General features: G+C 41.6%; 18 protein-coding genes. 10 read left to right on the forward strand and 8 right to left on the reverse strand.

Annotated features, from left to right (window positions below):
• Positions 1-14: 14 nt before the first annotated feature.
• The 3 genes from paaC to paaA form a co-directional block, all read right to left on the reverse strand.
• Positions 15-800, reverse strand: a complete 786-nt coding sequence (gene paaC, locus ACQ4LT_RS03205; RefSeq protein WP_445664576.1) for a 1,2-phenylacetyl-CoA epoxidase subunit PaaC — start codon at positions 798-800, stop codon at positions 15-17.
• Positions 797-1,114, reverse strand: a complete 318-nt coding sequence (gene paaB, locus ACQ4LT_RS03210; protein WP_445664577.1) for a 1,2-phenylacetyl-CoA epoxidase subunit PaaB — start codon at positions 1,112-1,114, stop codon at positions 797-799. The genes paaC and paaB overlap by 4 nt, the downstream gene beginning before the upstream one ends.
• Positions 1,115-1,195: 81 nt before the next feature.
• Positions 1,196-2,140 (reverse strand): 1,2-phenylacetyl-CoA epoxidase subunit PaaA, encoded by a 945-nt coding sequence (gene paaA, locus ACQ4LT_RS03215; protein WP_445664578.1) that lies wholly within the window; start codon positions 2,138-2,140, stop codon positions 1,196-1,198.
• Between the two features lie 201 nt (positions 2,141-2,341).
• Here paaA and hppD point away from each other — a divergent pair, with 201 nt between their 5' ends.
• The 3 genes from hppD to ACQ4LT_RS03230 all read left to right on the forward strand — a co-directional run bounded on the left by hppD (position 2,342) and on the right by ACQ4LT_RS03230 (position 7,467).
• Positions 2,342-3,490: a 4-hydroxyphenylpyruvate dioxygenase gene (gene hppD / locus ACQ4LT_RS03220; protein ID WP_445664579.1), complete on the forward strand. Its 1,149-nt coding sequence runs from the start codon at positions 2,342-2,344 to the stop codon at positions 3,488-3,490.
• Between the two features lie 92 nt (positions 3,491-3,582).
• Positions 3,583-4,764: a homogentisate 1,2-dioxygenase gene (locus ACQ4LT_RS03225; protein WP_445664580.1), complete on the forward strand. Its 1,182-nt coding sequence runs from the start codon at positions 3,583-3,585 to the stop codon at positions 4,762-4,764.
• Positions 4,765-5,232: 468 nt separating this feature from the next.
• Positions 5,233-7,467, forward strand: a complete 2,235-nt coding sequence (locus ACQ4LT_RS03230) for an IGHMBP2 family helicase (RefSeq protein ID WP_445664581.1) — start codon at positions 5,233-5,235, stop codon at positions 7,465-7,467.
• A gap of 12 nt (positions 7,468-7,479) precedes the next feature.
• On the opposite strand, the gene ACQ4LT_RS03235 is transcribed toward ACQ4LT_RS03230, so the two are convergent.
• Positions 7,480-9,171, reverse strand: coding sequence for a S8 family peptidase (locus tag ACQ4LT_RS03235; RefSeq protein WP_445664582.1), 1,692 nt, complete (start codon positions 9,169-9,171; stop codon positions 7,480-7,482).
• A gap of 45 nt (positions 9,172-9,216) precedes the next feature.
• Positions 9,217-10,032, reverse strand: coding sequence for a hypothetical protein (locus tag ACQ4LT_RS03240; protein WP_445664583.1), 816 nt, complete (start codon positions 10,030-10,032; stop codon positions 9,217-9,219).
• Between the two features lie 267 nt (positions 10,033-10,299).
• Between ACQ4LT_RS03240 and ACQ4LT_RS03245 the strand changes: the two genes are divergently transcribed.
• Positions 10,300-11,901: a sensor histidine kinase gene (locus ACQ4LT_RS03245; RefSeq protein WP_445664584.1), complete on the forward strand. Its 1,602-nt coding sequence runs from the start codon at positions 10,300-10,302 to the stop codon at positions 11,899-11,901.
• An 18-nt stretch (positions 11,902-11,919) separates the two neighbouring features.
• Here the strand turns inward: ACQ4LT_RS03245 and ACQ4LT_RS03250 are convergent, their stop codons facing one another.
• Positions 11,920-12,726: a protein-L-isoaspartate(D-aspartate) O-methyltransferase gene (locus tag ACQ4LT_RS03250; RefSeq protein WP_445664585.1), complete on the reverse strand. Its 807-nt coding sequence runs from the start codon at positions 12,724-12,726 to the stop codon at positions 11,920-11,922.
• Positions 12,727-12,863: 137 nt separating this feature from the next.
• Between ACQ4LT_RS03250 and ACQ4LT_RS03255 the strand changes: the two genes are divergently transcribed.
• The 3 genes from ACQ4LT_RS03255 to ACQ4LT_RS03265 all read left to right on the forward strand — a co-directional run bounded on the left by ACQ4LT_RS03255 (position 12,864) and on the right by ACQ4LT_RS03265 (position 15,839).
• Positions 12,864-14,519: a class I adenylate-forming enzyme family protein gene (locus tag ACQ4LT_RS03255; protein ID WP_445664586.1), complete on the forward strand. Its 1,656-nt coding sequence runs from the start codon at positions 12,864-12,866 to the stop codon at positions 14,517-14,519.
• A gap of 122 nt (positions 14,520-14,641) precedes the next feature.
• A complete protein-coding gene (locus ACQ4LT_RS03260) occupies positions 14,642-14,974 on the forward strand; it encodes a four helix bundle protein (protein WP_445665058.1) in 333 nt (110 codons plus the stop codon).
• 148 nt (positions 14,975-15,122) lie between these two features.
• Positions 15,123-15,839 (forward strand): hypothetical protein, encoded by a 717-nt coding sequence (locus ACQ4LT_RS03265; protein ID WP_445664587.1) that lies wholly within the window; start codon positions 15,123-15,125, stop codon positions 15,837-15,839.
• Positions 15,840-15,889: 50 nt separating this feature from the next.
• Here ACQ4LT_RS03265 and ACQ4LT_RS03270 read toward each other — a convergent pair whose 3' ends face one another.
• Complete coding sequence (locus ACQ4LT_RS03270; RefSeq protein WP_445664588.1) at positions 15,890-16,246, reverse strand: four helix bundle protein; 357 nt, start codon at positions 16,244-16,246, stop codon at positions 15,890-15,892.
• Positions 16,247-16,371: 125 nt separating this feature from the next.
• Positions 16,372-16,800, reverse strand: coding sequence for a hotdog fold thioesterase (locus ACQ4LT_RS03275; protein WP_445664589.1), 429 nt, complete (start codon positions 16,798-16,800; stop codon positions 16,372-16,374).
• Positions 16,801-16,942: 142 nt separating this feature from the next.
• Here ACQ4LT_RS03275 and ACQ4LT_RS03280 point away from each other — a divergent pair, with 142 nt between their 5' ends.
• The 3 genes from ACQ4LT_RS03280 (at position 16,943) to ACQ4LT_RS03290 (ending at position 21,648) form a co-directional block, all read left to right on the forward strand.
• Complete coding sequence (locus tag ACQ4LT_RS03280) at positions 16,943-18,748, forward strand: AMP-dependent synthetase/ligase (protein WP_445664590.1); 1,806 nt, start codon at positions 16,943-16,945, stop codon at positions 18,746-18,748.
• Positions 18,749-18,827: 79 nt separating this feature from the next.
• Positions 18,828-21,200 (forward strand): 3-hydroxyacyl-CoA dehydrogenase/enoyl-CoA hydratase family protein, encoded by a 2,373-nt coding sequence (locus tag ACQ4LT_RS03285; RefSeq protein WP_445664591.1) that lies wholly within the window; start codon positions 18,828-18,830, stop codon positions 21,198-21,200.
• A gap of 208 nt (positions 21,201-21,408) precedes the next feature.
• Complete coding sequence (locus tag ACQ4LT_RS03290; RefSeq protein ID WP_445664592.1) at positions 21,409-21,648, forward strand: four helix bundle protein; 240 nt, start codon at positions 21,409-21,411, stop codon at positions 21,646-21,648.
• The last annotated feature ends 10 nt before the right edge of the window (positions 21,649-21,658 follow it).

Consider the following 21,658-nt stretch of genomic DNA (forward strand, 5'->3'; position numbering starts at 1 on the left):
CCAATAACAAGAAATTACTCCCAATCCGCATCAGGATACGAGCGACGCAGGTGCTGCATTTCTGCCAGCAGGTGCCCAAGGTGTTCGGTATGTAATCCTTGGCGACTGCCTTCCACCATAAATTGATCCCAATCGGGAACTTCTAAGGTTGCTTCTTCAAGGGTATCGGTAACTAAATCTTTCCAGTCTGGTTTGAAGGTTGCGGTATCAGCAGCCAAATTTTCCTTATGCAGTAATTCGTCAACCTCATCCTGATGAAACAGTTCACCAATGTAAGTCCAGATGTCGTCAAAAGCATCCTGGATGCGCTCGTGACTTTCTTCTGTGCCATCGCCGAGTCGGAGTACCCATTCGCGGCTGTGCCGCAAGTGATATTTAACCTCCTTAAAATGCTTCTCAACCATGCCGCGGAACTGCTCATCTTCAACATCCGACAATAATTGGTATAAATAATAGCTGTAAGAAGAGAATAGAAATTGTCGAGCAATAGTAAATCCGAAATCACCTTTAGGCAGTTCAACCAGCTTTAAGTTCTTGTATTCGGGATCATTGCGGAAATAAACCAAATCGTCACGGTGGCGATCTTCCCCTTCGATTTCAACAGCGTATTCATAAAGATTGGCTGCGTGACCGATGTAATCCAATGCAATATTAGCCAGTGCAATATCCTCTTCGAGAATCGGACCGTGTCCGCACCATTCCGAAAGGCGATGGCCTAAGATAAGACGGTCATCGGCCAGACGTATGAGATATTCAAAAAGGGCTTCTTGTTTTGTTAATTCTTTGGTAGCTGTACTCATGATCGTCGTTTTGAAACTCGGGGTACACTGTAAAATTGGGGGTGGCGATATGGTTTGTCATCCGCAGGATCGAAAAAAGGTCCTTGGTCTTTTCCTTTGGATGCAACAATTTGATCACTGGGTACCACCCATATATTGACCGCTTCCTTACGGCGCGCATATACGTCACGGGCATTTTCCAGCGCTTTTTCTGCATCGGGAGCATGCAGGCTGCCGGCATGTTCATGAGGTTTGCCATCCCTGGGCTGGGTAAAGACCTCCCAAAGCGGCCATTGTGTGTCTTCGTTGTTATTTTTCTTATCGTTGTTGCTCATAATCTCTGTTTAATGTTGGATAATGAGTATTGAGTGGGAAGAGATTTCTCTTACGACTTCGGACTCACTACTCACAACTATTTATGATGCTTTTTCCTTACTCAATTTCTGTTTACGGGCATATTCTTCAGCTGCTTCACGGACCCATTTGCCATTTTCATGTGCTTCGCGACGTGTCTTCATGCGCTCCTTGTTCATGGGACCATTGCCTTTTACAACATTCCAAAACTCATCCCAGTCAATTTCACCAAACTCCCAGTGACCAGTTTCTTCATTGTATTCCAGATCATCATCAGGGATTTCAAGTCCTACTTCATGAGCTTCAGCGATATGACGATCAACGAAACTTTGACGAAGTTCGTCATTGGTTTTTGACTTTACACCCCATTTTATAAGCTCAGCACTATTGGGCGAATCCTCATCGTGTGGACCAAACATCATTAACGTTGGCCACCACCAGCGATTGACAGCGTCTTGGATCATCTCTTGTTGTTCAGGAGTACCATCGGCCATTGTAGCAACCATTTCATAGCCCTGCTTCTTGTGAAAACTTTCTTCTTTACAGATGCGAACCATGGCGCGCGAATAAGGTCCGTATGAACTGCGAGCCAGCATGGTTTGGTTGATGATCGCAGCCCCATCCACGAGCCAACCAATAACTGCCACATCGGCCCATGTAAGTGTAGGATAATTAAAAATGCTGGAATATTTTGCCTTGCCTTCCAGAAGCTGGTTGATGACTTCTTTTCTACTTGCCCCCAGCGTTTCAGTAGCGCTATAGAGATAAAGTCCGTGTCCCGCTTCATCCTGTACTTTAGAAAGCAAGATCATTTTTCGCCGAAGAGAAGGGGCACGGGTAATCCAGTTGCCTTCGGGCAGCATACCTACAACTTCGGAATGAGCATGTTGCGACATCATCCGGATAAGTTGTTGCCTGTAGCGATCCGGCATGTCGTCTTTGGGTTCAATCGTTTCGCCATTGTCGATGCGCTCTTGAAACGATTTCTGTTCGGATTGGTCACTCATAGCTGGTTAATTTGGTGAATTTTGTTGCATGAAGAACATATACATGAACATTAAATTAAACAAATACATTCAATAAAACCCATGGAACTCATTAATCTTATAAGTAAAATGGAAGAGTAATTAAATAATTTGAGACGTAATACGCTGGATACTATATTAACTTATGTTAAATATAATAAAACGAAAGAGGTAAGATACGGGATGGGGACACAAGAAGATCAATCCGCTACGTTAGAACGACCTGTTGAAGAAGAGTTTGATGACCATCTTGGACTTCAGGATGTTGACTTTGTAGAGCATTATGTAGGCAATGCCAAACAGGCCAGTCATTTTTATCAAACAGTTTTTGGATTTGAGCTTAAAGCGTACAGTGGATTGGAAACCGGAAATCGGGATCGGGCTTCTTATCTGTTGCAGCAGGGAAATATCCGCTTTTTAGTTACCTCGTCGCTTAATAGTAATTCACCAATTGCTGATCATATTGCCAATCATGGAGATGGCATCCGCGATATAGCCATGCATGTTGAAAATGTAGACCGTGCTTATAAAGAAACGGTCAAGCGCGGAGCCAAAGGTGTTGAGGAGCCTCAAGATCTGGAAGATGAGCATGGTACCATTCGCAAAGCCGCCATTGCTACTTATGGTGATACTCTCCACACATTGATTGATCGATCGAACTACGATGGAATATTCATGCCGGGTTTTGAACCTGCAGAATCACCTATCCAAAATATTGAGCCGGTAGGAGTCCAATATGTAGATCACTGTGTGGGAAATGTGGAGAAAGGAAAGATGAACGACTGGGTAGACTTCTATCGCGATGTAATGGGCTTTACACAGTATATCCATTTCGACGATGAGGATATTTCCACGGAATATTCGGCGCTGATGTCGAAAGTTATGGCCGGTGGGCGTGGTATGATCAAGTTTCCGATCAACGAGCCGGCTGATGGTAAGAAGAAATCCCAGATTGAAGAATTTCTTGATTTTTACGAAGGGCCCGGCGTTCAGCATATTGCATTGCTAACGGGAGATATCATCAAAACAGTGAAAGAGCTTAAGGGTCGTGGATTAGAGTTTTTACACGTGCCAACGACCTATTACGAAGAGCTGGAAAATCGCGTTGGAAAAATTGATGAACCCATTGATCAGCTGGAGGATTTAGGTATTCTCGTGGATCGCGATGATGAAGGGTACTTACTACAAATTTTTAGCAAGCCGGTTGTAGATCGACCTACCTTCTTTTTTGAGATTATTCAGCGTAAAGGAGCCCGCGGATTTGGGAAAGGGAATTTTAAAGCACTTTTTCAGGCTATTGAACGTGAGCAGGATAAACGAGGAAATCTTTAAAAACAGTCGAAAGTCCTGAGTTGTGAGTAAAAATTGGGTTACAAACTCATTACTTGAGACTTTCTACTTATGACTAAAACGAGGTGTTAGCCATGATTTATCATCAATTAGGAAAGATACCACAGAAACGGCATACGCAATTCCGTCGGCCCGATGGTGAACTTTATCAGGAGCATTTATTTGGTGCTGAGGGATTTCATGGTGTGTCATCGTTGATGTATCATCACAATCCACCAACAAAAACATTTAAAGTGGAAAAGGGGGAAGAGGTGAAGATTGAAAAATGGGATGAGGGCATGCTTCGGCATCATCACCTGCGAACTGCAAATCTTGAAGAAGGAGGCGATCCAGTAGTGGGACGTAAAGTACTTCTCTACAACAATGATGTACAGATCGGTGCTGTGCGTCCAACTGAATCCATGGATTACTTTTATAAAAATGGTGAGCACGATGAGCTGCTGTTTATCCACGAGGGGGAGGGATACGTGCAGACCATGTTCGGAAAGCTTGACTTCGGTTGGGGCGATTATATCTACATCCCGCGCGGCACGATTTATCAGATGGTTTTTGAGACTGAGAAAAATCGCATGCTCACAGTGGATTCGACGGGTCCGGTGGATATTCCTGATCGGTACTTGTCAGATCAAGGACAGTTCCTGGAAAACAGCCCGTATTGTGAGCGTGATATTCGTCGTCCTGAAGGACCAATTTTCGTGAATAAGGAGGGCGAATTTGAGGTTCGTATCAAAAAACAGGGACGATATACCTCGTATTGGTACGAGCATCATCCTTTTGATGTGGTGGGTTGGGATGGTTATTTGTATCCCTGGATTTTTAACATCAAGGATTTTGAGCCCATAACAGGACGAGTTCATCAGCCGCCCCCCGTGCATCAGACATTTGAGGGGAATAATTATGTGGTGTGCTCATTTTGTCCGCGTAAGTTCGACTATCATCCAAAATCCATTCCGGCGCCTTATGCTCATTCTAATGTTGACTCTGATGAGGTGCTATACTATGTGGAAGGCGATTTTATGAGTCGGAAAGGAGTAGAAGAAGCCAGCATTACGCAGCATCCCGGCGGCATTCCACACGGACCGCATCCTGGAAAGTACGAGGGAAGTATCGGCAAAGAGTCAACTGATGAATATGCTGTGATGGTTGATACTTTTCATCCACTGCATTTGACGACTGAAGCAAAGAAACTGGATGATGAAAGTTATCCCTATTCCTGGAATGAGGAAGTCGAGAAGAAGGAGGAAGCCGAAGAATAATTGCTTTTTAATTATCGAATGAGAAAAGCCTGTCAGGTGAAAGCTTGACGGGCTTTTTTATTGAGAAAACATTAAATAAGTTCATATACAAGTATAGGAAAGTCAGTAGGTTATCTGAGATATAGGCCAGTGTATATATTTCTATCTCAGGGAGAGTCTCGTGATGAAATAGAGTTTTGTAGTCAGGAATATCATTTAAAACAAGTGAGTTTTTATAGATGATTTAAATCTGATTATTCTCGTTTTGAAATTATACCTGTCCCTTTTACACCGTAGGATTGAAAAGCCCGGCATCAAATGGAATGATCAATTTCTTTTGATGCTTTTCGATATTTTACCGTCTTCTAAAGCCTGTGGATATATGCGTTTTATTTCATAAGTATTTTGGAATTCCTGTCACTTTTTTTTGTGTTTAGATGAAGCTAAATCAAACAAAAAGTCGAAGGTAAGCAGAGATTATAATAGGCTATGAGCAATATTTTAATCACTGAACTGAAAAATCAGGGTCCGGGTGATATTCTTGGTGCTATTGGTGGAGAAACGGATATCGATCCTGGAATTATCGGAAATATTGATATTAATGGTTCGAAAGCTTTAGTAGAGGTAAATGAGGGAAAAGCAGAAGAGCTGGCTAATCAACTGAATGGAAAAAAAGTAGGCCATTCCCGGGTATCGGTCCGGAATATAGAAGAGGAAGATTTTGAAGATATAGAAACCATATTTGATTATGTAAACCGATTTGAGCGATTGGTTGAGCTGGAGCGCGAAAAGGAAATGCGGGAGCATGAAGAAAGTATTCGTACCCTTTCCGGTGAGCAGCGAGAGGCTGAAGGAAAAGCTATTCTTCATTTGAGGGGCCGTGACGAAGGCAATGCGCTTGAAGGTAAATTGGTGAAATTTATGCGACAGTACAAAGGGGAATCGCTCCCGGAGACAGAAATAGCTGTTGGCGATCTGGTGATGATTTCGCGCAGAGATCCGTTGCTCAGCGACAATCCCACGGGTACGGTAGTGCAGAAAACCAACTATTCTGTGACCGTTGCTTTTGATCAACCCCGCAGCTTTATCTTTGGCAAAGGATTACGGATGGATCTATATGTTAATGATATTACCTATCAGCGTATGAAAGATGCATTGACGCGGGCGGAGGAAGCAACCGGACGACTGGCGGAACTTCGGAATATTATAGTGGGATTGGATTCGCCGGAAGAGCCAGAGAAAGCAGAGGTAGATGAGTGGTTCAATAAGGAGCTGAATGAATCCCAAAAAGAGGCAGTAGCCTACAGTTTGGGTGCCGAAGATGTGCATCTTATTCACGGACCGCCGGGTACCGGTAAGACAACAACAGCCATCGAAGTGATTGAACAGGCGGTGGCTGATGGACAAAAAGTACTTGCTACGGCGGCATCAAATATTGCCGTTGATAATATGCTGGATTTCCTACTGGATCGTGGGGTAAAAGCTGTTCGCGTAGGACATCCGGCGCGGGTAACGCCCCAGTTAAAAGACCATACTTTGGACAGCTTGATCGAGCAAAATGAAGAGTATCAAAAGTCGGAGGAGTTGCGCGCTCAGGCATTTGAGAAAAAAGAAGAGCAGGAGGAATTTACGCATCCATCTGGTAAATATCGACGAGGTATGAGTAATACCAAGATTAAAGAGCTTGCTGAAGAGGGACGCGGTTCGCGTGGAGTATCCGAAGATAAAATTCAGGAGATGGCCCGCTGGATTGAGCTACAGGACGAGATTGAAGAGCTTTTTGAAGAAGCAGATCAACTTCGGGAAGAGGCCGTTAATGAAATTCTGGAGACTAAACAGGTTATTTGCACAACGAACAGTACGGCAGGCAGTGAACTGGTAGAAAGTCGAGAATTTGATCTCGTTGTGATTGATGAAGCTACGCAGTCGACTGAACCGAGTTGCCTGATCCCTATTACACACGGCAAGAAGGTGGTAATGGCCGGTGATCATCGGCAATTACCTCCCACGGTGAAAAATCGGAAAGCTGCTGACAAAGGATTGGAAGACACCCTTTTTGAACGACTGGCTGAGAAGCATTCCAGCATTAAAAACATGCTGGAGGTACAGTATCGCATGCATGAGAACATTATGGCATTTTCAAATGAGCAATTCTATGATGGGATACTTTCTGCCGATGAAAGTGTAAAGGATCATACGCTTGAAGATTTCCAGCTGGATGTCAATTTGTTTGATAACAACCTGACGGAGATTCTTGATCCGCATGAACCGGTTATATTTGTGGATACGGCCGGACGCGATGCTGCGGAACGAATACGGCAGGGTTCAACATCCAAAGAAAATCCCGAGGAAGCTCTGCTGGTAGCACAGATGGCGGATAACTTACTGCGTTCAGGGATGCAGCCGGAGAATATCGCTGTTATTAGTCCGTATAAAGATCAGGTTGATTTGCTGGATCGTAAAATTGATACGGAAAACCTGGAGATAAAATCAGTGGATGGGTTCCAGGGACGAGAAAAAGAAGTGGTTATTATATCACTGACGAGAAGCAATAAAAATAGACGCATTGGTTTTCTTGAGGATGTCAGAAGGCTCAACGTATCGCTAACCCGAGCCAAACGAAAGCTTATTGTAGTGGGAGACAGTTCTACCATAGCATCCCATGAGATCTACGCCAATTTTATAGATTATGTGCGAGACAGAGGAAAAGTGATAGAGCTATAATTTTTCATACAATTATCTTTTACTCGTCTGCTCCGCTGCCCGCAATGCTTTGTAAACATTTACCACACCATCAGAAACAGATAACTCTGCAAATGCAGCCTGTTGGGCTTCCTGGGGATTGCCTTCGCTCGGTACAATTACTTGCTGATTAGGATATTGGGTGGTGTTTTCGAGAATAATTTGCCGAACTTGATTGGTAGTTAATTCTGGATAATAAGCCATAATCAACGCTGCAGTTCCTGCTACAACCGGAGATGCCATACTGGTTCCCTCCTGAAACTTGTATTCATTGTCAGGCATGGTGGAAAAAATATCCACGCCGGGAGCAAATAGGTCGACTGTTTGGTTTCCGTAATTGCTGAAGTTAGCGACAAACTCTTGGTTGGGTTTCCAGCTTGTTGCCCCCACACTGAGCCAAAGAGTGGCAGCAGAATCGCTTATGGCACTACTATATTTATCAGTGGGATAGTTTGCAGTTGTATCAGTATTTTGAGCACTGTTTCCCGCCCCGTGTACCATTAGCACATTGTTTTTATTGGCGTGAGCCACGGCTTTATCAACAATTTCTTTATAGGGTGAGTAGCTTTTTCCAAAGCTCATATTGATGATATCCGCTCCGTTATCGACGGCATAGCGGATGGCATTGGCCACGTCTTTGTCTCGCTCATCACCATTGGGGACGGCGCGAATCGCCATAATTCGTACGTTTATAGCAACGCCATTTACTCCGATTCCATTATCTCGTTCGGCTCCAATAATTCCGGCTACATGCGTTCCGTGAGAAGGATCGGGACCCGCTACATCGTTGTTACCATAATATCGCTCCGACTTGTCCTCGTAATCATCGCCCACAATACCGCGTGGATTGAAGTCAGGGTTATAGCCGTATTTTGCGAACTCATAAATCTGTTTTTTCTGATCAGCAATAAGCGTAGAGTCGATATCATTCTCCATCACATACAGCATCACATTTTTGGCAAAGTTCAGATCCTGGCTGGTGGGCTGTAGATTTTGGAGATCCTTATAGGAGTAAGAAGAGTCGGAAAAATGTTTATTTAAAATCTTCTCAGCTTCTGCCTTGCTCTGTTCTATGCTTTGAATATTTTTGTACTGTTGACTGAGTTCTCGGATTTTATCTTCATAATCCGATTTAATTTCGCGGTAATAGAGATATTCGTCTCTTTCTTCGGCAGTTAAAGAAGATGATTTCATCTGCCCATACTTTGCCTTCAGTTTTCGATAAAGACGGGTCAGTTCAAAGGTATCATGATTTACATTCTCTCCGTCCGCACCGCCAATGAAATTCCATCCATGTACATCATCAACATAGCCGTTGCCGTCGTCATCTTTTCCGTTGTTCGGCACTTCATCTTCATTGGTCCACATGACATCATCAAGATCCTCATGATCGGTATCCACTCCTCCATCTATAACAGCAACAGTGATTGTTTTCTGGGGGGATTTATCAGCCAATAATTCGTAGTAAGCCCTATCACTGCTGATGCCCCGGAATCGAGTGGTTTCTTGATCCCAGTGGTGCCATCCTTTGGGCGGTTCCAACATAGTTTCAAAATTTACTGAATCCGGAGCGGCTTCCTGTTCATATTGTTCAGTGGCTTTATCATCAGAAGCGGTTTGCTGTGTTGTAGAGCAGCTGTAAAAGGAAACAGCAAAAGCCAGTATGATTAAAAATCGCTTTTTCATATAGGTAATGGTTATAAAATTATGACAACTAAGTGTGATGTTTGTTTACAACGCTTCAACGTTTGAGATAAATCGGTCAGAAGCTTCCTGAAAAGCAGTATGAATAGCTTTATTCAGAGATTTCTTAAATTCAGTTCCCGCTTCGGAAGCATAAAAATCCGCATATTTTGTGATTCGGTCATCTTCCAATCCGTGATACATAACCAAATAATTGTTGACTAACTCATCCTCTAATTGCATCTGCAGGCGGTTGTTAAAATTATTGACAACACCGTCAATCTGTGTCTCACTTAAGCTGAGTTTACTGCTAATTATATCGGTGCCTATAACCAACGAGCGGAATAGGATGGTTTGAGATTCTATTTCAGATTCTTTTGCCGAGCTATGTTCAATAATGTCTTCGATAATTGAAACTCGCTCTTGAGACGGCTTGTTCTGGTCAAGTTCATATTTTGTGACAATCTGTTTGCGTATTCCCTGCACGGTATAAAAATCAGCCTCGGTATTTAGAATAGGTTTGATCGATTCTGATTCGAGAACAGCAAGAACTGAGTCGGAATAACTGTGGTTGAAGGTTTCTTTAAAACTTTTGTGAGCGGTCTTGGAAAGCGAATCAGCGTTATATGCTTTGCTAAAAAGTTTTATCAGCTGCTCATTCTTAGAAGCGGATATACCAAACGGATTCTGTGTGAATTGGCTTTTTAGCTCTTTGGGAAGTTCGTTTAAAGTTTGTTTGACAGGAAGTAAGTCCAAAATCCGATCACTGTCATTTTCATTTTTGACATTTGAAGAATTTTGAGCAAAGCCCCAAAAAGGAATTAAGAAGCAAAAAATAAAGATCGTTGACCGCATATATTTCATGGCTATTATCGTTTATAATAATGAGTAGAAGAGTAGACAAATTTTGAAAAATTCAAGCTAACAATAATTTTCAACGCTCAAAAGTTTCATATGATTTATTGATCATTAATTTTTTTTAATTGAGGCGCAATTTTTTTGTGTTCACAAAAAGTTATGATAGAATCAAGACAAGAATTGATAATTTAATAAGTGAGGGGTCAAATAAAGTTTTTTAAAAGGGGGTATTAGGGTATTCTGGCTAATTTTAAACATAAAAGGGTTATTTAGATGAAAGGAGAAAGAGGGAGTGGGAGAGATCAAAAAAAAGGGTATTGGCGTCCACTACCATTGGGCTATTTACTGGAAGAATATGGGCTGCTTAATAAAAAGGTAGGGCTATTACTGGTTTTATGGCTTGTATTATTTGTTCTCAGTTTTCTCTCCGTAATTTATTGGATTCCTTCAGACTGGGATACATTAGATAGTACCAGACAGGCCATTTCGCTGTTTTTATTGTTTTATCCTCCGCTTTTGATATCCAATTTATTGCTTTTTTGGTTGGGGTTTGAATGGGGCTTTATCCCTGCATATCTTTCAACTTTTATGGTAGCGCTGGCTTTTAATATGCCAATGCAGTGGTCTATATTATTTGGTATAGCCGTTGTTTTAGGGATGGGTATTTTTGCAGTCGTATATTACAGTACTCATTTTAATTATACCTTAAACAGTGTTACGCATTTTGCGTTTTTTGTGGGGGTTGCATTGGTAGCATCAATGGCTTCTTCTATGGGATCTTTGATATGGAGTCATGTGCAAGAATTGACAATTGAAGAGACACTTATTGCCTGGCAAAGTTGGTGGACTGGTACATTTCTTCAGCTCGTATTTATTAATGCTCCTATTCTTTTTTTAGTTGGCAATAGAGTAGAGCATGTTAAGGATAGATATTTTGATGTCCCCGAACGACCCGATATTTCACTGGGATGGGTGTATAGCGCTATTATATCTGTAGTGACCGTACTGGTTATTTTTATACTTTCTGCCGAGCAGTTGGGTACCCTGCGTATGGAGGAAGCACTAAGGAATACTTCCTCGAATTTTGCAAGTGAGATTTTAAGTGCTTCTCAGACGTTTGAATTAACAGCTTGGATTGCCATAGTGATTCTACTTGCTGCGGGATTAGGTGGAATTCGATTGGTTGAAGGGTGGAATAAAACACTTAAAGATCAGGTGCGGGTAAAGAGGTCATTAATAGCAGAAATCCACCACCGGGTCAAAAATAATATGCAGTTAGTTTCAGGACTTATTGAGCTTCAGCTTCAAAATACTGAAGATCAGGTTGTAGAAAATGAATTGCGAAAAAGTCACTCCCGTATTTATTCTATGGGTAAAGTTCATGAGCAGACCTATCAGCACGAAGATGCTGCCGATGTTAATGTTGATATGTATGTAGAGAGCATAGTTGAACAGATAGAAACAAATTTTGGAGAATTGAATGACGTCCGGGTCAAATTATTTTGTCCCCCTTTTAAACTGACGATCAGTCAGGCTGTGACATTTGGATTATTACTTAATGAGCTGCTTACTCTTGTATGCAGACATGAATACAAAAATAACAGTAAGGCTACCGAAATTTCTATAACAGTTGAAGAAAGTGATGAGGCTGTTAAAACTATATTTCAGGGCATTTCTTCACCTTTTGATATTGCGGTCTCTGGATCTCTGGACGAGATATTAATTAATAAACTTACCAAGCAGCTAAAAACTGAATTAAATAAGACAGAAAACCAGGGAAAATATACAATGTTAGCATTTACGTTTGACAAAAAAGACAGCCCATCGTATTTCACTTCCTGGGAGCCTTCCAAAAAACAACAAGTGAAAATTTAGAATAGTATTTAAGAAGAACTACTGGTTTTGACTTTTACCAGTCATAGGAACAAATCGTACCGGCATTTTTTGGTCCCTTTTTATTTTACCGTCTTTTGTTTTGGTAATTTTTGTTAAAACTTGGTTGTCATTAACGTTGCCAACCGGAGCTACCAATATCCCTTCCGGAGCCAGCTGATTGATTAACGGTTTTGGGATTTCCTCAGGGGCCGCTGTTAAAATAATCGCATCGAACGGCGCATGTTCTGGCCATCCTTTGTAGCCATCGCCAATTTTTGTTTGAATGGTATTATACCCCAGTATTTCAAACCGCTTAATTGCCTGATCAGCCAGTGGTTTTACAATTTCTATAGTATAAACATGCGGGGTAAGTTCAGATAAAATAGCCGCCTGATAGCCACTGCCCGTGCCAATTTCCAGGACCTTTTCACCGGGTTCAATATCGAGTAGGTCTGTCATGTAGGCCACGATTAAAGGCTGTGAAATGGTCTGGTCATGTCCGATTGGAAGTGGACGATTATCGTAGGCATGTTCCTGATAGTTTTTTGGAACAAAAAAGTGCCGGGGTACATGGCGCATGGCCTCCAGTACTTTTTGGTCATCTATAATACCCCGGTCTTCAATGCCTTGTTTGACCATCTCGTATCGTTCATCCTGGCGCTGATCAAAACGAGGTCGTTCCCATTGCACGGTATCAGTCGTTACAGTATCTACGACTTGTGGTGATGGTAAATTGTCAGCTGACTGAGGGATAGGGTTGTTGAATGTTAACCATATTCCGACAGCTGCTATTAGGAAAAGGAGAAAGCTATTTAGCGTTTTCATAAAAGTGGTTTTGGTTCGCATGTGTTATAAAAACATGCTTTTCATTACAGTTCGTTCAAAATAGGGAATGGATTTGCCTTTCCGCCCTTCAAAACCTAAAATTGAGCACAGATCAATGGTCAATAAATAGGTGTTTTATGGATTTTAAAGAACTTCAGCAAAAAATTGATTACGCGCGTAAAACCTCTAATCGGTTGCCTCCTTTGCCGGTTAAGGATATCCCCGAGTTGTTACAGCAACGCTCGGATAACGAAGACAACTATTTGACCTATATTGATGAAAATGATAATAGGACCGAGGTTGATTATGCTGAATTTTATCAGCATGTAATAAATTGTGCTCGGTTCATGCAGAGTCATGGACTTAGCCACGGTGATCGTATTGCTACAATCTCACATAATCACTGGCACACCGTTGTGCAATATTTTGCTGCTTGGCTATTGGGATTAGTAGTTGTACCAATCAATTTGGGCGAAGATGATGAGCGCATTGCATACATCCTTGAAAATGGCGAAGTAGAGCTCGCGTTTGTACGCACCGAATACCGGGAGCGATTTCGGGGAATTCTGGAATCGTACAAGTATTTGAAAAATGTTGAGTGGATTATCTGCGAAGGAGAGATCGAAAATTTTACCAGGGAGAAAGGAGAACTCGAAATTCCTGATGATTCTTTGGATAATTCCGAAGCCCTGATTGTATTCACATCCGGTACGACAGGTGCACCCAAGGGGGTGATGTTGAGCCAGCGTAATTTGCTTGAAGATGCCCGCAGTATTGCTGATTGGCACGATATCGATGAGCAAACGCGCATGATGTGCGTGCTTCCGATCCATCATGTAAATGGTACCGTGGTTACATTGATTACACCATTTTTTGCCAGCGGATCAACGGTTTTGAATCAAAAATTTAGGACCAGCCGGTTTTTTCCTATCATCAAAGAAGAGAGTGTCGATATTGTGAGTATGGTGCCCACCTTGCTACAGTATCTCAATAATCACTATACGGACGAGAATATCCCCGATACCTCAACCTTAAAGCATTTGATTTGCGGAGCGGGTCCGCTGACCGTTAAAGTGGCGAAAACTTTTGAAGAGCGCTTTGATATCCCCATAATTCACGGCTACGGACTTTCGGAAACTACTTGTTATTCCTGTTTTCTTCCCGTTGACCTGAATAAAGAGGAGCACAAAAAATGGATTGCTGATTATGGCTATCCAAGCATTGGCGTGCCTATTCCGGCGAATGAGATGGCAATTCACGACGAAGATGGTAATGAGCTGGAAGAAGAGGAGCGTGGCGAAATTGTGATCCGCGGGGCGAATGTGATGATCGAATATTATAATAACCGGGAGGCCAACGAAGAAACTTTTAAATATGGCTGGTTTCGCAGTGGAGATGAGGGATTTTATGTCAATGACGAGAAAGGACGTCCGTATTTTTTTATTACCGGACGGTTGAAAGAACTGATTATCCGTGGCGGCGTAAACCTGGCACCCCTTGAAATTGATGAGGTGATTAACAAAGCTCCGGGTGTAAAAGCGGGTATAGCCGTCGGATTTGAAAACGATTGGTATGGTGAGGAAGTGGGTGCCTATGTAGAACTTAAAGAAGGTGCAGAGGAAGATGAGGAAGCTATTTTGGAGTATTGCCGGGAGCATCTGCCATTTTCGAAGTCTCCCAAGGTTGTTGTTTTTGGGGATGAAATTCCGGTCACCTCAACGGGTAAGTATCAACGACGAAAAGTGAAGCACTATTTCGAGCAGTGGAAAGATGTGCAGTTTCGGAATGAATGATGGCATGGGGTTTGGTGCATAGAGAGTGGAGCGTGGGGACACATAAATAAACTTTAAATTCTATTTAAAATTTAAATTAAGAGAGGAAATCTATGAGTCAATTTCGATTTTAGGATTTTACTATATGGAAAAATGCAATAGAGCTGACAGATGAACTTTTCGATTTAGCAGATGCTTTAGAAGCTGATAAAAAGTTTAGGTTTGCTGAGCAGTTATGGGGTGCTGTTATGAGTATTACAAATAATATATCTGAAGGTGCAGGATCGACTTCGAAGAAAGATTTTGCTCGATTTCTTAGTTATTCCAGAAAATCGTGTTTTGAAACTGCAAATATTTTAATTCTCATGGAGAAACGAAATTATGTATCTCAAATAATTCTACAGATTAAACTTGATGAAATTGAGATCCTTAGTAAAATGATTACCAATTTTAAGAAGTCATTGGTCAAAAAATAGTGATAGGATTTAATGTTTTTTACTCTCTGCCCGATACCCCAAGCTCCCAGCCACTGCCCAAACAATAAAACTTGCTCCTCTCTTCGTTATTAATTAAAGTTGAGAAAAGGATATCATCTTCACTACGGTATAAAGGCAGGAGGTCACTATGGCTCATTCACTTGATCTTGATCTTTTTACACACCTTCAATCTGATTTTGAATCTCAGCAGTACAAAATATTAGCGGGACTCAAATCGATTTCGGATGATTTTCAGATGAATAAAATCTATCCGCATCTGAGTCATTTGGTAGAACTCTATACTACGCTGGATGATATCCTAAATCGGCTGCGGGACCTTCGGGATGAATTTCCAAAGCGTATAAAAAAGATCGACTTTGTGAATGAGGTTATTGAGCATGAAGTGGTCTTTGTGGATGGATCAGACTTGTCAAAGGTTGAAGATCTGATTGACTGGGGACTGCCATTAATTAAAGCAAAAATCGAAGAGGGAAAAACGATTTATGAGTTTGTAAATGATGAGATTAAGCTCGAAGAAGTCGGTATTATTCCCAATTACACGGATGAAGGATACTTTTTTGTTCCGGATAATGAGGAGTCGAAATTGTTGCTTTTCCAGTATGAGCTCACTGTTTTCGAAAGTTCACAGGATAAATATCGATCTCTGAAAACAGCTTTTCTGAGAGGGTTAGAGCAGGGAGGGGCGCATCGATCTCCTAATGCGATTAAGTTGGATCTCATTGATGAAAATAGAGAATTGCCTAACCCAGCTACCTTTGCTTTTAATACTGACTTGGACTTTCCGTTTCGGGAGACGATTTTTCCCGTCACTAAACGTAAATTATTGCAACAGCTTTATGAGTAGTATTGAGTAGTGAGATGTGAGTATTGAGATTATTTGGCGGCGGCTTTTTTTTACTCAGAAGTTAATTTTTTGGAGAAGGTAAATATCATCTTTTGGAGTTGCTCAATCTCATTTGATAGAACTTCACTTGTATCAGCAGGCAATAAATTTAAGCTTTTTGAAATGATTAGTTGAATTTCTAATTCGCAGTATGAGGCGTATGCAATACTTAAAAAGTGCTTAAAGTCTTTATTAGTATTTCGTCCCGCTCCTTCTGCAATGTTTGATCCTATAGATACAACACATCTTCGCAGTTGAGAAACTAACCCAAATTTTTCTTCAGTTGGAAATTTTGTAGCTACCTCGTAGATATGAGTTGCTAAAGAGATTGCCCGTTTCCAGATATCTAACTTTTTATATTGATGCATAATAGAAGGTTGAATTAATTTTGAGTCAAACTTACTAGTATGACCGCATAGTCAGATTATCCTTACAGGTTATTTTGAGAGGAAATTGTTATAGAGTTTCATATCTCAATACTCACTACTCAAAACTAAACATCTACAACTGCCAACGTACACCGAGATACGCACACTAATTTCTCATCCTCATTGAAAATCTTTGTTTCCCATACTTGGGTTTGACGTCCCTTGTGGATAGGTTTTGAAACGCCGTACACTGTTTCTCCTTTTTTTGCAGCACGTACATGATTGGCATTGATCTCAACTCCTACCGCTGTTTTCCCCTCTTCTTCAATATTTAGCCAGGCTCCGATGGACGCCAGTGTTTCGGCAAGAGCAACAGAAGCTCCTCCATGAAGCAATCCGAAGGGTTGAACGGTATTCTCATTGACCGGCATGGTGGCTTTTACCTCATCAGATTTAAATGAAGTGAAGGAGATACCGAGAGCGTCTCCCATATTTTTCTCAGAGACAGAGAGAAATTTTTTAACACGTTTTTCAATTTTAGGTTGGATATACATAAATGATTCTGTTACAATTGATTAGTGGATGTGAAGTTAATTATAATTTTGGAAGAAAAAATTTAAATAGGCTTTTAAATCATCTACAATCGTTTAAATTATTAAGTAAAGATTGTTATCAACAATTAAATAGAGTAGCGTTATGGCTTACGATCCGACAACTATTGTTTCAGAGATTGAAAAGGGTATAAAAAGGCATGATAAAGATGTATTTATTTCTACGAAACGAAATGGAGAATGGGTAGAAACGGGTAGAGAGGAGTTTCAGGAAAAAGTTCGTAATTTAGCACTGGGATTATATGAACTTGGGGTACGTGCGGGTGATAAGATAAGTCTCCATTCCGAAAACAGTGCCGAGTGGGTGATTTGTGACCAAGCGATCCTTTCTATTGGGGCGGTGAATGTGCCCATTTATACCACTCAACCGGGGGATCAGATCAAATATATTCTCGAAAATTCAGAGGCAAAAGTTCACATTGTTTCAAATGATGAACTTTTTGCTGACACGAAGCCAATTATTAAAGAGATAACGAATGTTAAAGCCATAATTTCCATTTTCGGTTCCAAGCATGAGAAGCTCAAAGAGTTTGATGATATTCTTGAAATGGGAGCGGAAAAGCACCAAGAAAATCCGGAGCTCTTTGAAGAGTTGCGATCGAAAATAGAACCAGATGATTTGGCTTCTCTGATTTATACGTCGGGTACTACTGGAGATCCCAAAGGAGTAATGCTTACGCACAATAACATTGCTTCGAACTTATTGGCATCACTGGAACGTGTACCGTTTGATGAAACCGTTCGGGAGCACGAAAAAATGTTGTCTTATCTGCCGCTATCACACGTGTTTGAGCGGATGATTACCTATATGTATCTGAGTATGGGATATCCTATTTACTACATCGAGGACGTTGATGAAATCCGCGACGATTTTGAGTATATAAAACCCTATTACTTTGCCACAGTGCCTCGGTTGCTCGAAAAAATTCATACGGGTATTAAGGTAAAGGGACAAGAAATGAGCGGACTTAAAAAGCAGCTTTATTACTGGGCGATAAATAGGGCAGAAGAATATGATCCCGAAAATCCGCCCAGTGGGTTGGAAGCTATAAAACACAAAATTGCCGACAAGTTGGTGTATTCAAAAATTCGCGACCTATTCGGTGGAAATCTTCTCGGTATGGTAAGCGGTGGCGCGGCTCTGTCACCCAATTTATTCCAATTTATGAATGCCTTGGGGCTCATTTGCATGCAGGGATACGGGCTTACAGAGACATCACCAGTGCTTTCGGTCAACGATAAAGACCACATGCGGGTAGGCAGTTCCGGAACACCGCTTTCCAATGTGGATATTAAAATCGCTGATGACGGGGAGATTCTTGCCAAAGGTCCTAATGTGATGGAAGGGTATTATAATAATCCGAAAAAAACTGAAGAAGTATTTAACGATGACGGCTGGTTTATGACCGGTGATGTAGGAAAGTTAGAGGATGATTACCTGTATATCACGGATCGTAAAAAGTCTGTTTTCAAGCTTTCTACAGGGAAATATGTTGCACCTCAAACTATCGAAAACCTACTCAGCGAAAGTGGATTTATCGATCAGGCGATGGTAGTCGGTTATCAACGAAAATTTTGCTCGGCCTTAATTGTCCCTGATTATGGAAATGCCAAAAAGTGGTTGAAGGGGCGTGGTAAATCCGTTTCGGATCCCGTAAATGAAGATCCTGAAGTTCAAAGACTTATACAGCGTGAAGTTGACAAAGTGAATAAGAAGCTTTCTCCTTGGGAAACAGTTAAGAAGTTTGTTCTGCTGGAGACTCCTTTCTCTATCGAGTCTGGTGAACTTACGCCCACCTTAAAGGTTAAACGTCCGGTCGTGAAAGAACGTTATGAAGATGAAATCGAATCGATGTACGAAGAGGAAGAGCGAAAGGAGGAAACTAACTAAATAGATAGTTCTCAGTTCCCGTCGACTTTGCGGGATTAATTTAGTAATCAAAAACTTATTACACAGAGCATAGATATTTATGTCCACAAGAAAATACAATATTCAGAAAGTAGCGGTACTTGGGTCAGGAACGATGGGGAGTCAGATTGCGGCACATTGCGTAAATGCCGGGATGGAAGTTTGGCTGCTCGACCTTAAAGATGAGGAGAGTGAGAATCCCAATCAGCAGGTACTGGATAACATTAAGAAACTTAAAGAAATGAATCCCTCGCCGCTGGGGTTACCAGAATATGCCGACCATATTAAGCCCGGAAATTTTACTGATGATCTGGATATCATCGAAGAAGTTGATTGGGTTTGCGAGGCCATTATTGAAAAGATGGACATTAAAAAAGATATGATGTCCAAAATTGAGGATGTCCGTACTGAAGGAACCATCGTCAGCTCTAATACCTCCGGTTTACCAATTAGTGAAATTAGTGAGGATTGTTCCGATGAATTTAAGGCGCACTTTCTGGGTACGCACTTTTTTAACCCACCCCGGTATATGAAGCTGCTGGAGGTAATCCCCACAAAATCGACTGCTGATGAGGTTGTTGAATATATGAGTTGTTTTTGTGAACGTGATTTGGGTAAAGGGGTGGTGCAGTGCAAGGATACGCCGAACTTTATTGCTAACCGCATCGGTATTTTTTCGATGGCCAGTATAATGCCGTACTTTTTTAACGGAGATTTTCGGGCTGAGGAGATCGATTATCTGCTGGGTACGCTCACCGGCTATTCCAAGGCGGCTACGTTTCGCACGGCCGATATGTCAGGCCTTGATGTGATTCACCATGTGGCTACGAATTTGTACCCGTCTATACCTGACGACGAACGGCGCGAAGTGTTCGATCTGCCCGATACTTTTGAGCAGATGGTGGAAGATGGAAAGCATGGCAATAAAGCGGGCGAAGGCTTTTATAAGAAAGTTCGTACAGATTCGGGTAAAGAGTACAAAGTTATTAACCCTAAAACTGGCGAATATGAATCGCAGATAGATCCCGAATTTGAAAGTGCTACCGAGGCCAAGAAGAAATTTGATACGCCCGAAGAACGACTCAAGTTTTTGGTCAATAGTGATACAGAAGTCGGGCAGTTCTTATGGAAAGTGCACTGTGATTTACTGTTATATTCTGCCAACCGGATACCTGAAATCAGCAACTCGGTGGAAGCTATCGATCGCGCGATGAAATGGGGCTTTAACTGGGAGCTTGGACCCTTCGAACGCTGGGATGCGATTGGTGTTAGAGAATCAGTGGAGCGTATGCAGGATCAAGGACTGAATGTACCGCAGAATGTTCTCGATATGCTCAATAGCGGACGGGATCAATTTTATGATAAAGAGAAAGGAACGGTCTATAATTTGGCAACCGGAGAAATCGAAGAGCTAAGTCCGCCTGCAAAAGGAGCTATTCAGGTTTCTACTTTGAAATCCAACAATAAGGAAGTGTTTGGTAATGATAGTGCCGGTTTGTACGATTTGGGGGATGGTATTGCCCTTTTTGAGTTTCGTACCCGTAAATATACCCTTGGATTTGAGCTCATTGAATCGTTGGATAAGGCCTGTGATATTGTGAAAAATAAATTTGATGCGCTGGTAATCAGTCATGATGGCGATAATTTCACTTATGGTGCCAACTTGATGGAAGCGATGGGTGCCTGGAAGGAAGGGGATAAAAAACGCGTCCGAAAGGCAGCGAAGAATTTTCAGGATGTTGCCGTTGGATTACGTTATCAGCCGTTTCCCGTGCTTGTGGCGCCATTTGGGCGATCACTCGGCGGTGGCGTTGAGTTTATCCTTCATGCGGATAAGGTAGTGGCTCATCATGAATTATATGCCGGACTTGTTGAAGTGGGCGTTGGACTGCTGCCAGCCGGTGGTGGGACTAAAGAGATGCTTTATCGAACAATGCAGCAGATTATCGATGATGAGCAGTCTGATCCGATGCCAAATATTAAGGAAAAGTTTAAAACCATTGGTATGGCTAAAGTATCTGACGGCGCGCCCAAGGCCAGAGAGTATGGGTATTTGCGCGATTCGGATTCCATCATTATGAATCGAGATCTACTGATAGCCGATGCTAAAGCAGAGGCCAAGCGAATGGCAGATGCCGGGTACTATCCACCCGAAAAACCAATGATTAAGGTGCTTGGAAATGAGGCTTTAAGTTCATTGAAGATGATGCTTCATATTATGCATGAGGCGAATTTTATTACCGATTACGACAAGGTGGTGGCTGAGAAAGTAGCTTTTGTGATGAGCGGCGGGGATCTCAGCGAGCCGCAGGAAGTACCAGAGGATTATATCTTGAGACTCGAACGCGAAGCCTTTATGGAACTGCTGGAGGACGAACGAACCCAAGCTCGAATCGAGCATATGCTTAAGAAAGGAAAACCACTTAGGAATTAGTTGTTTAGTAGAAAGTTAAAAGTAGAAAGTTTGTAAGTTGCTTCAGGTATAACAGTCTTACTTGTAAGTAAGCATAAAAATAAAAGACTGTTTGCTATGAATAATTTTAGAAATTTAGATGTTTGGAATAAAGCGGTAGAATTAGCGACTTATATATCAGATAACTGAAAGTTTTCCTAAAGCAGAAAAATATGGACTTATAAGTCAGATGAGAAGAAGTGCTGTTTCGATAAGTTCTAATATTGCAGAAGGTGCAGGCAGAGGTTCTAAGAAAGAGTTTAATCAGTTATTAAATATTTCCACCGGCTCCTGTTATGAATTGAAAACTCAACTCACTATTTCACAAAACTTAGATTTTCTGGATAAAGATGAATATGGAAAGATCAGAGATAAACTTGTTGAAATTCAAAAAATGATTTATGCATTGAGACAGAGTTTAACAACATGATTTTGCTATA

This window comes from Fodinibius sp. AD559 (assembly GCF_052712805.1).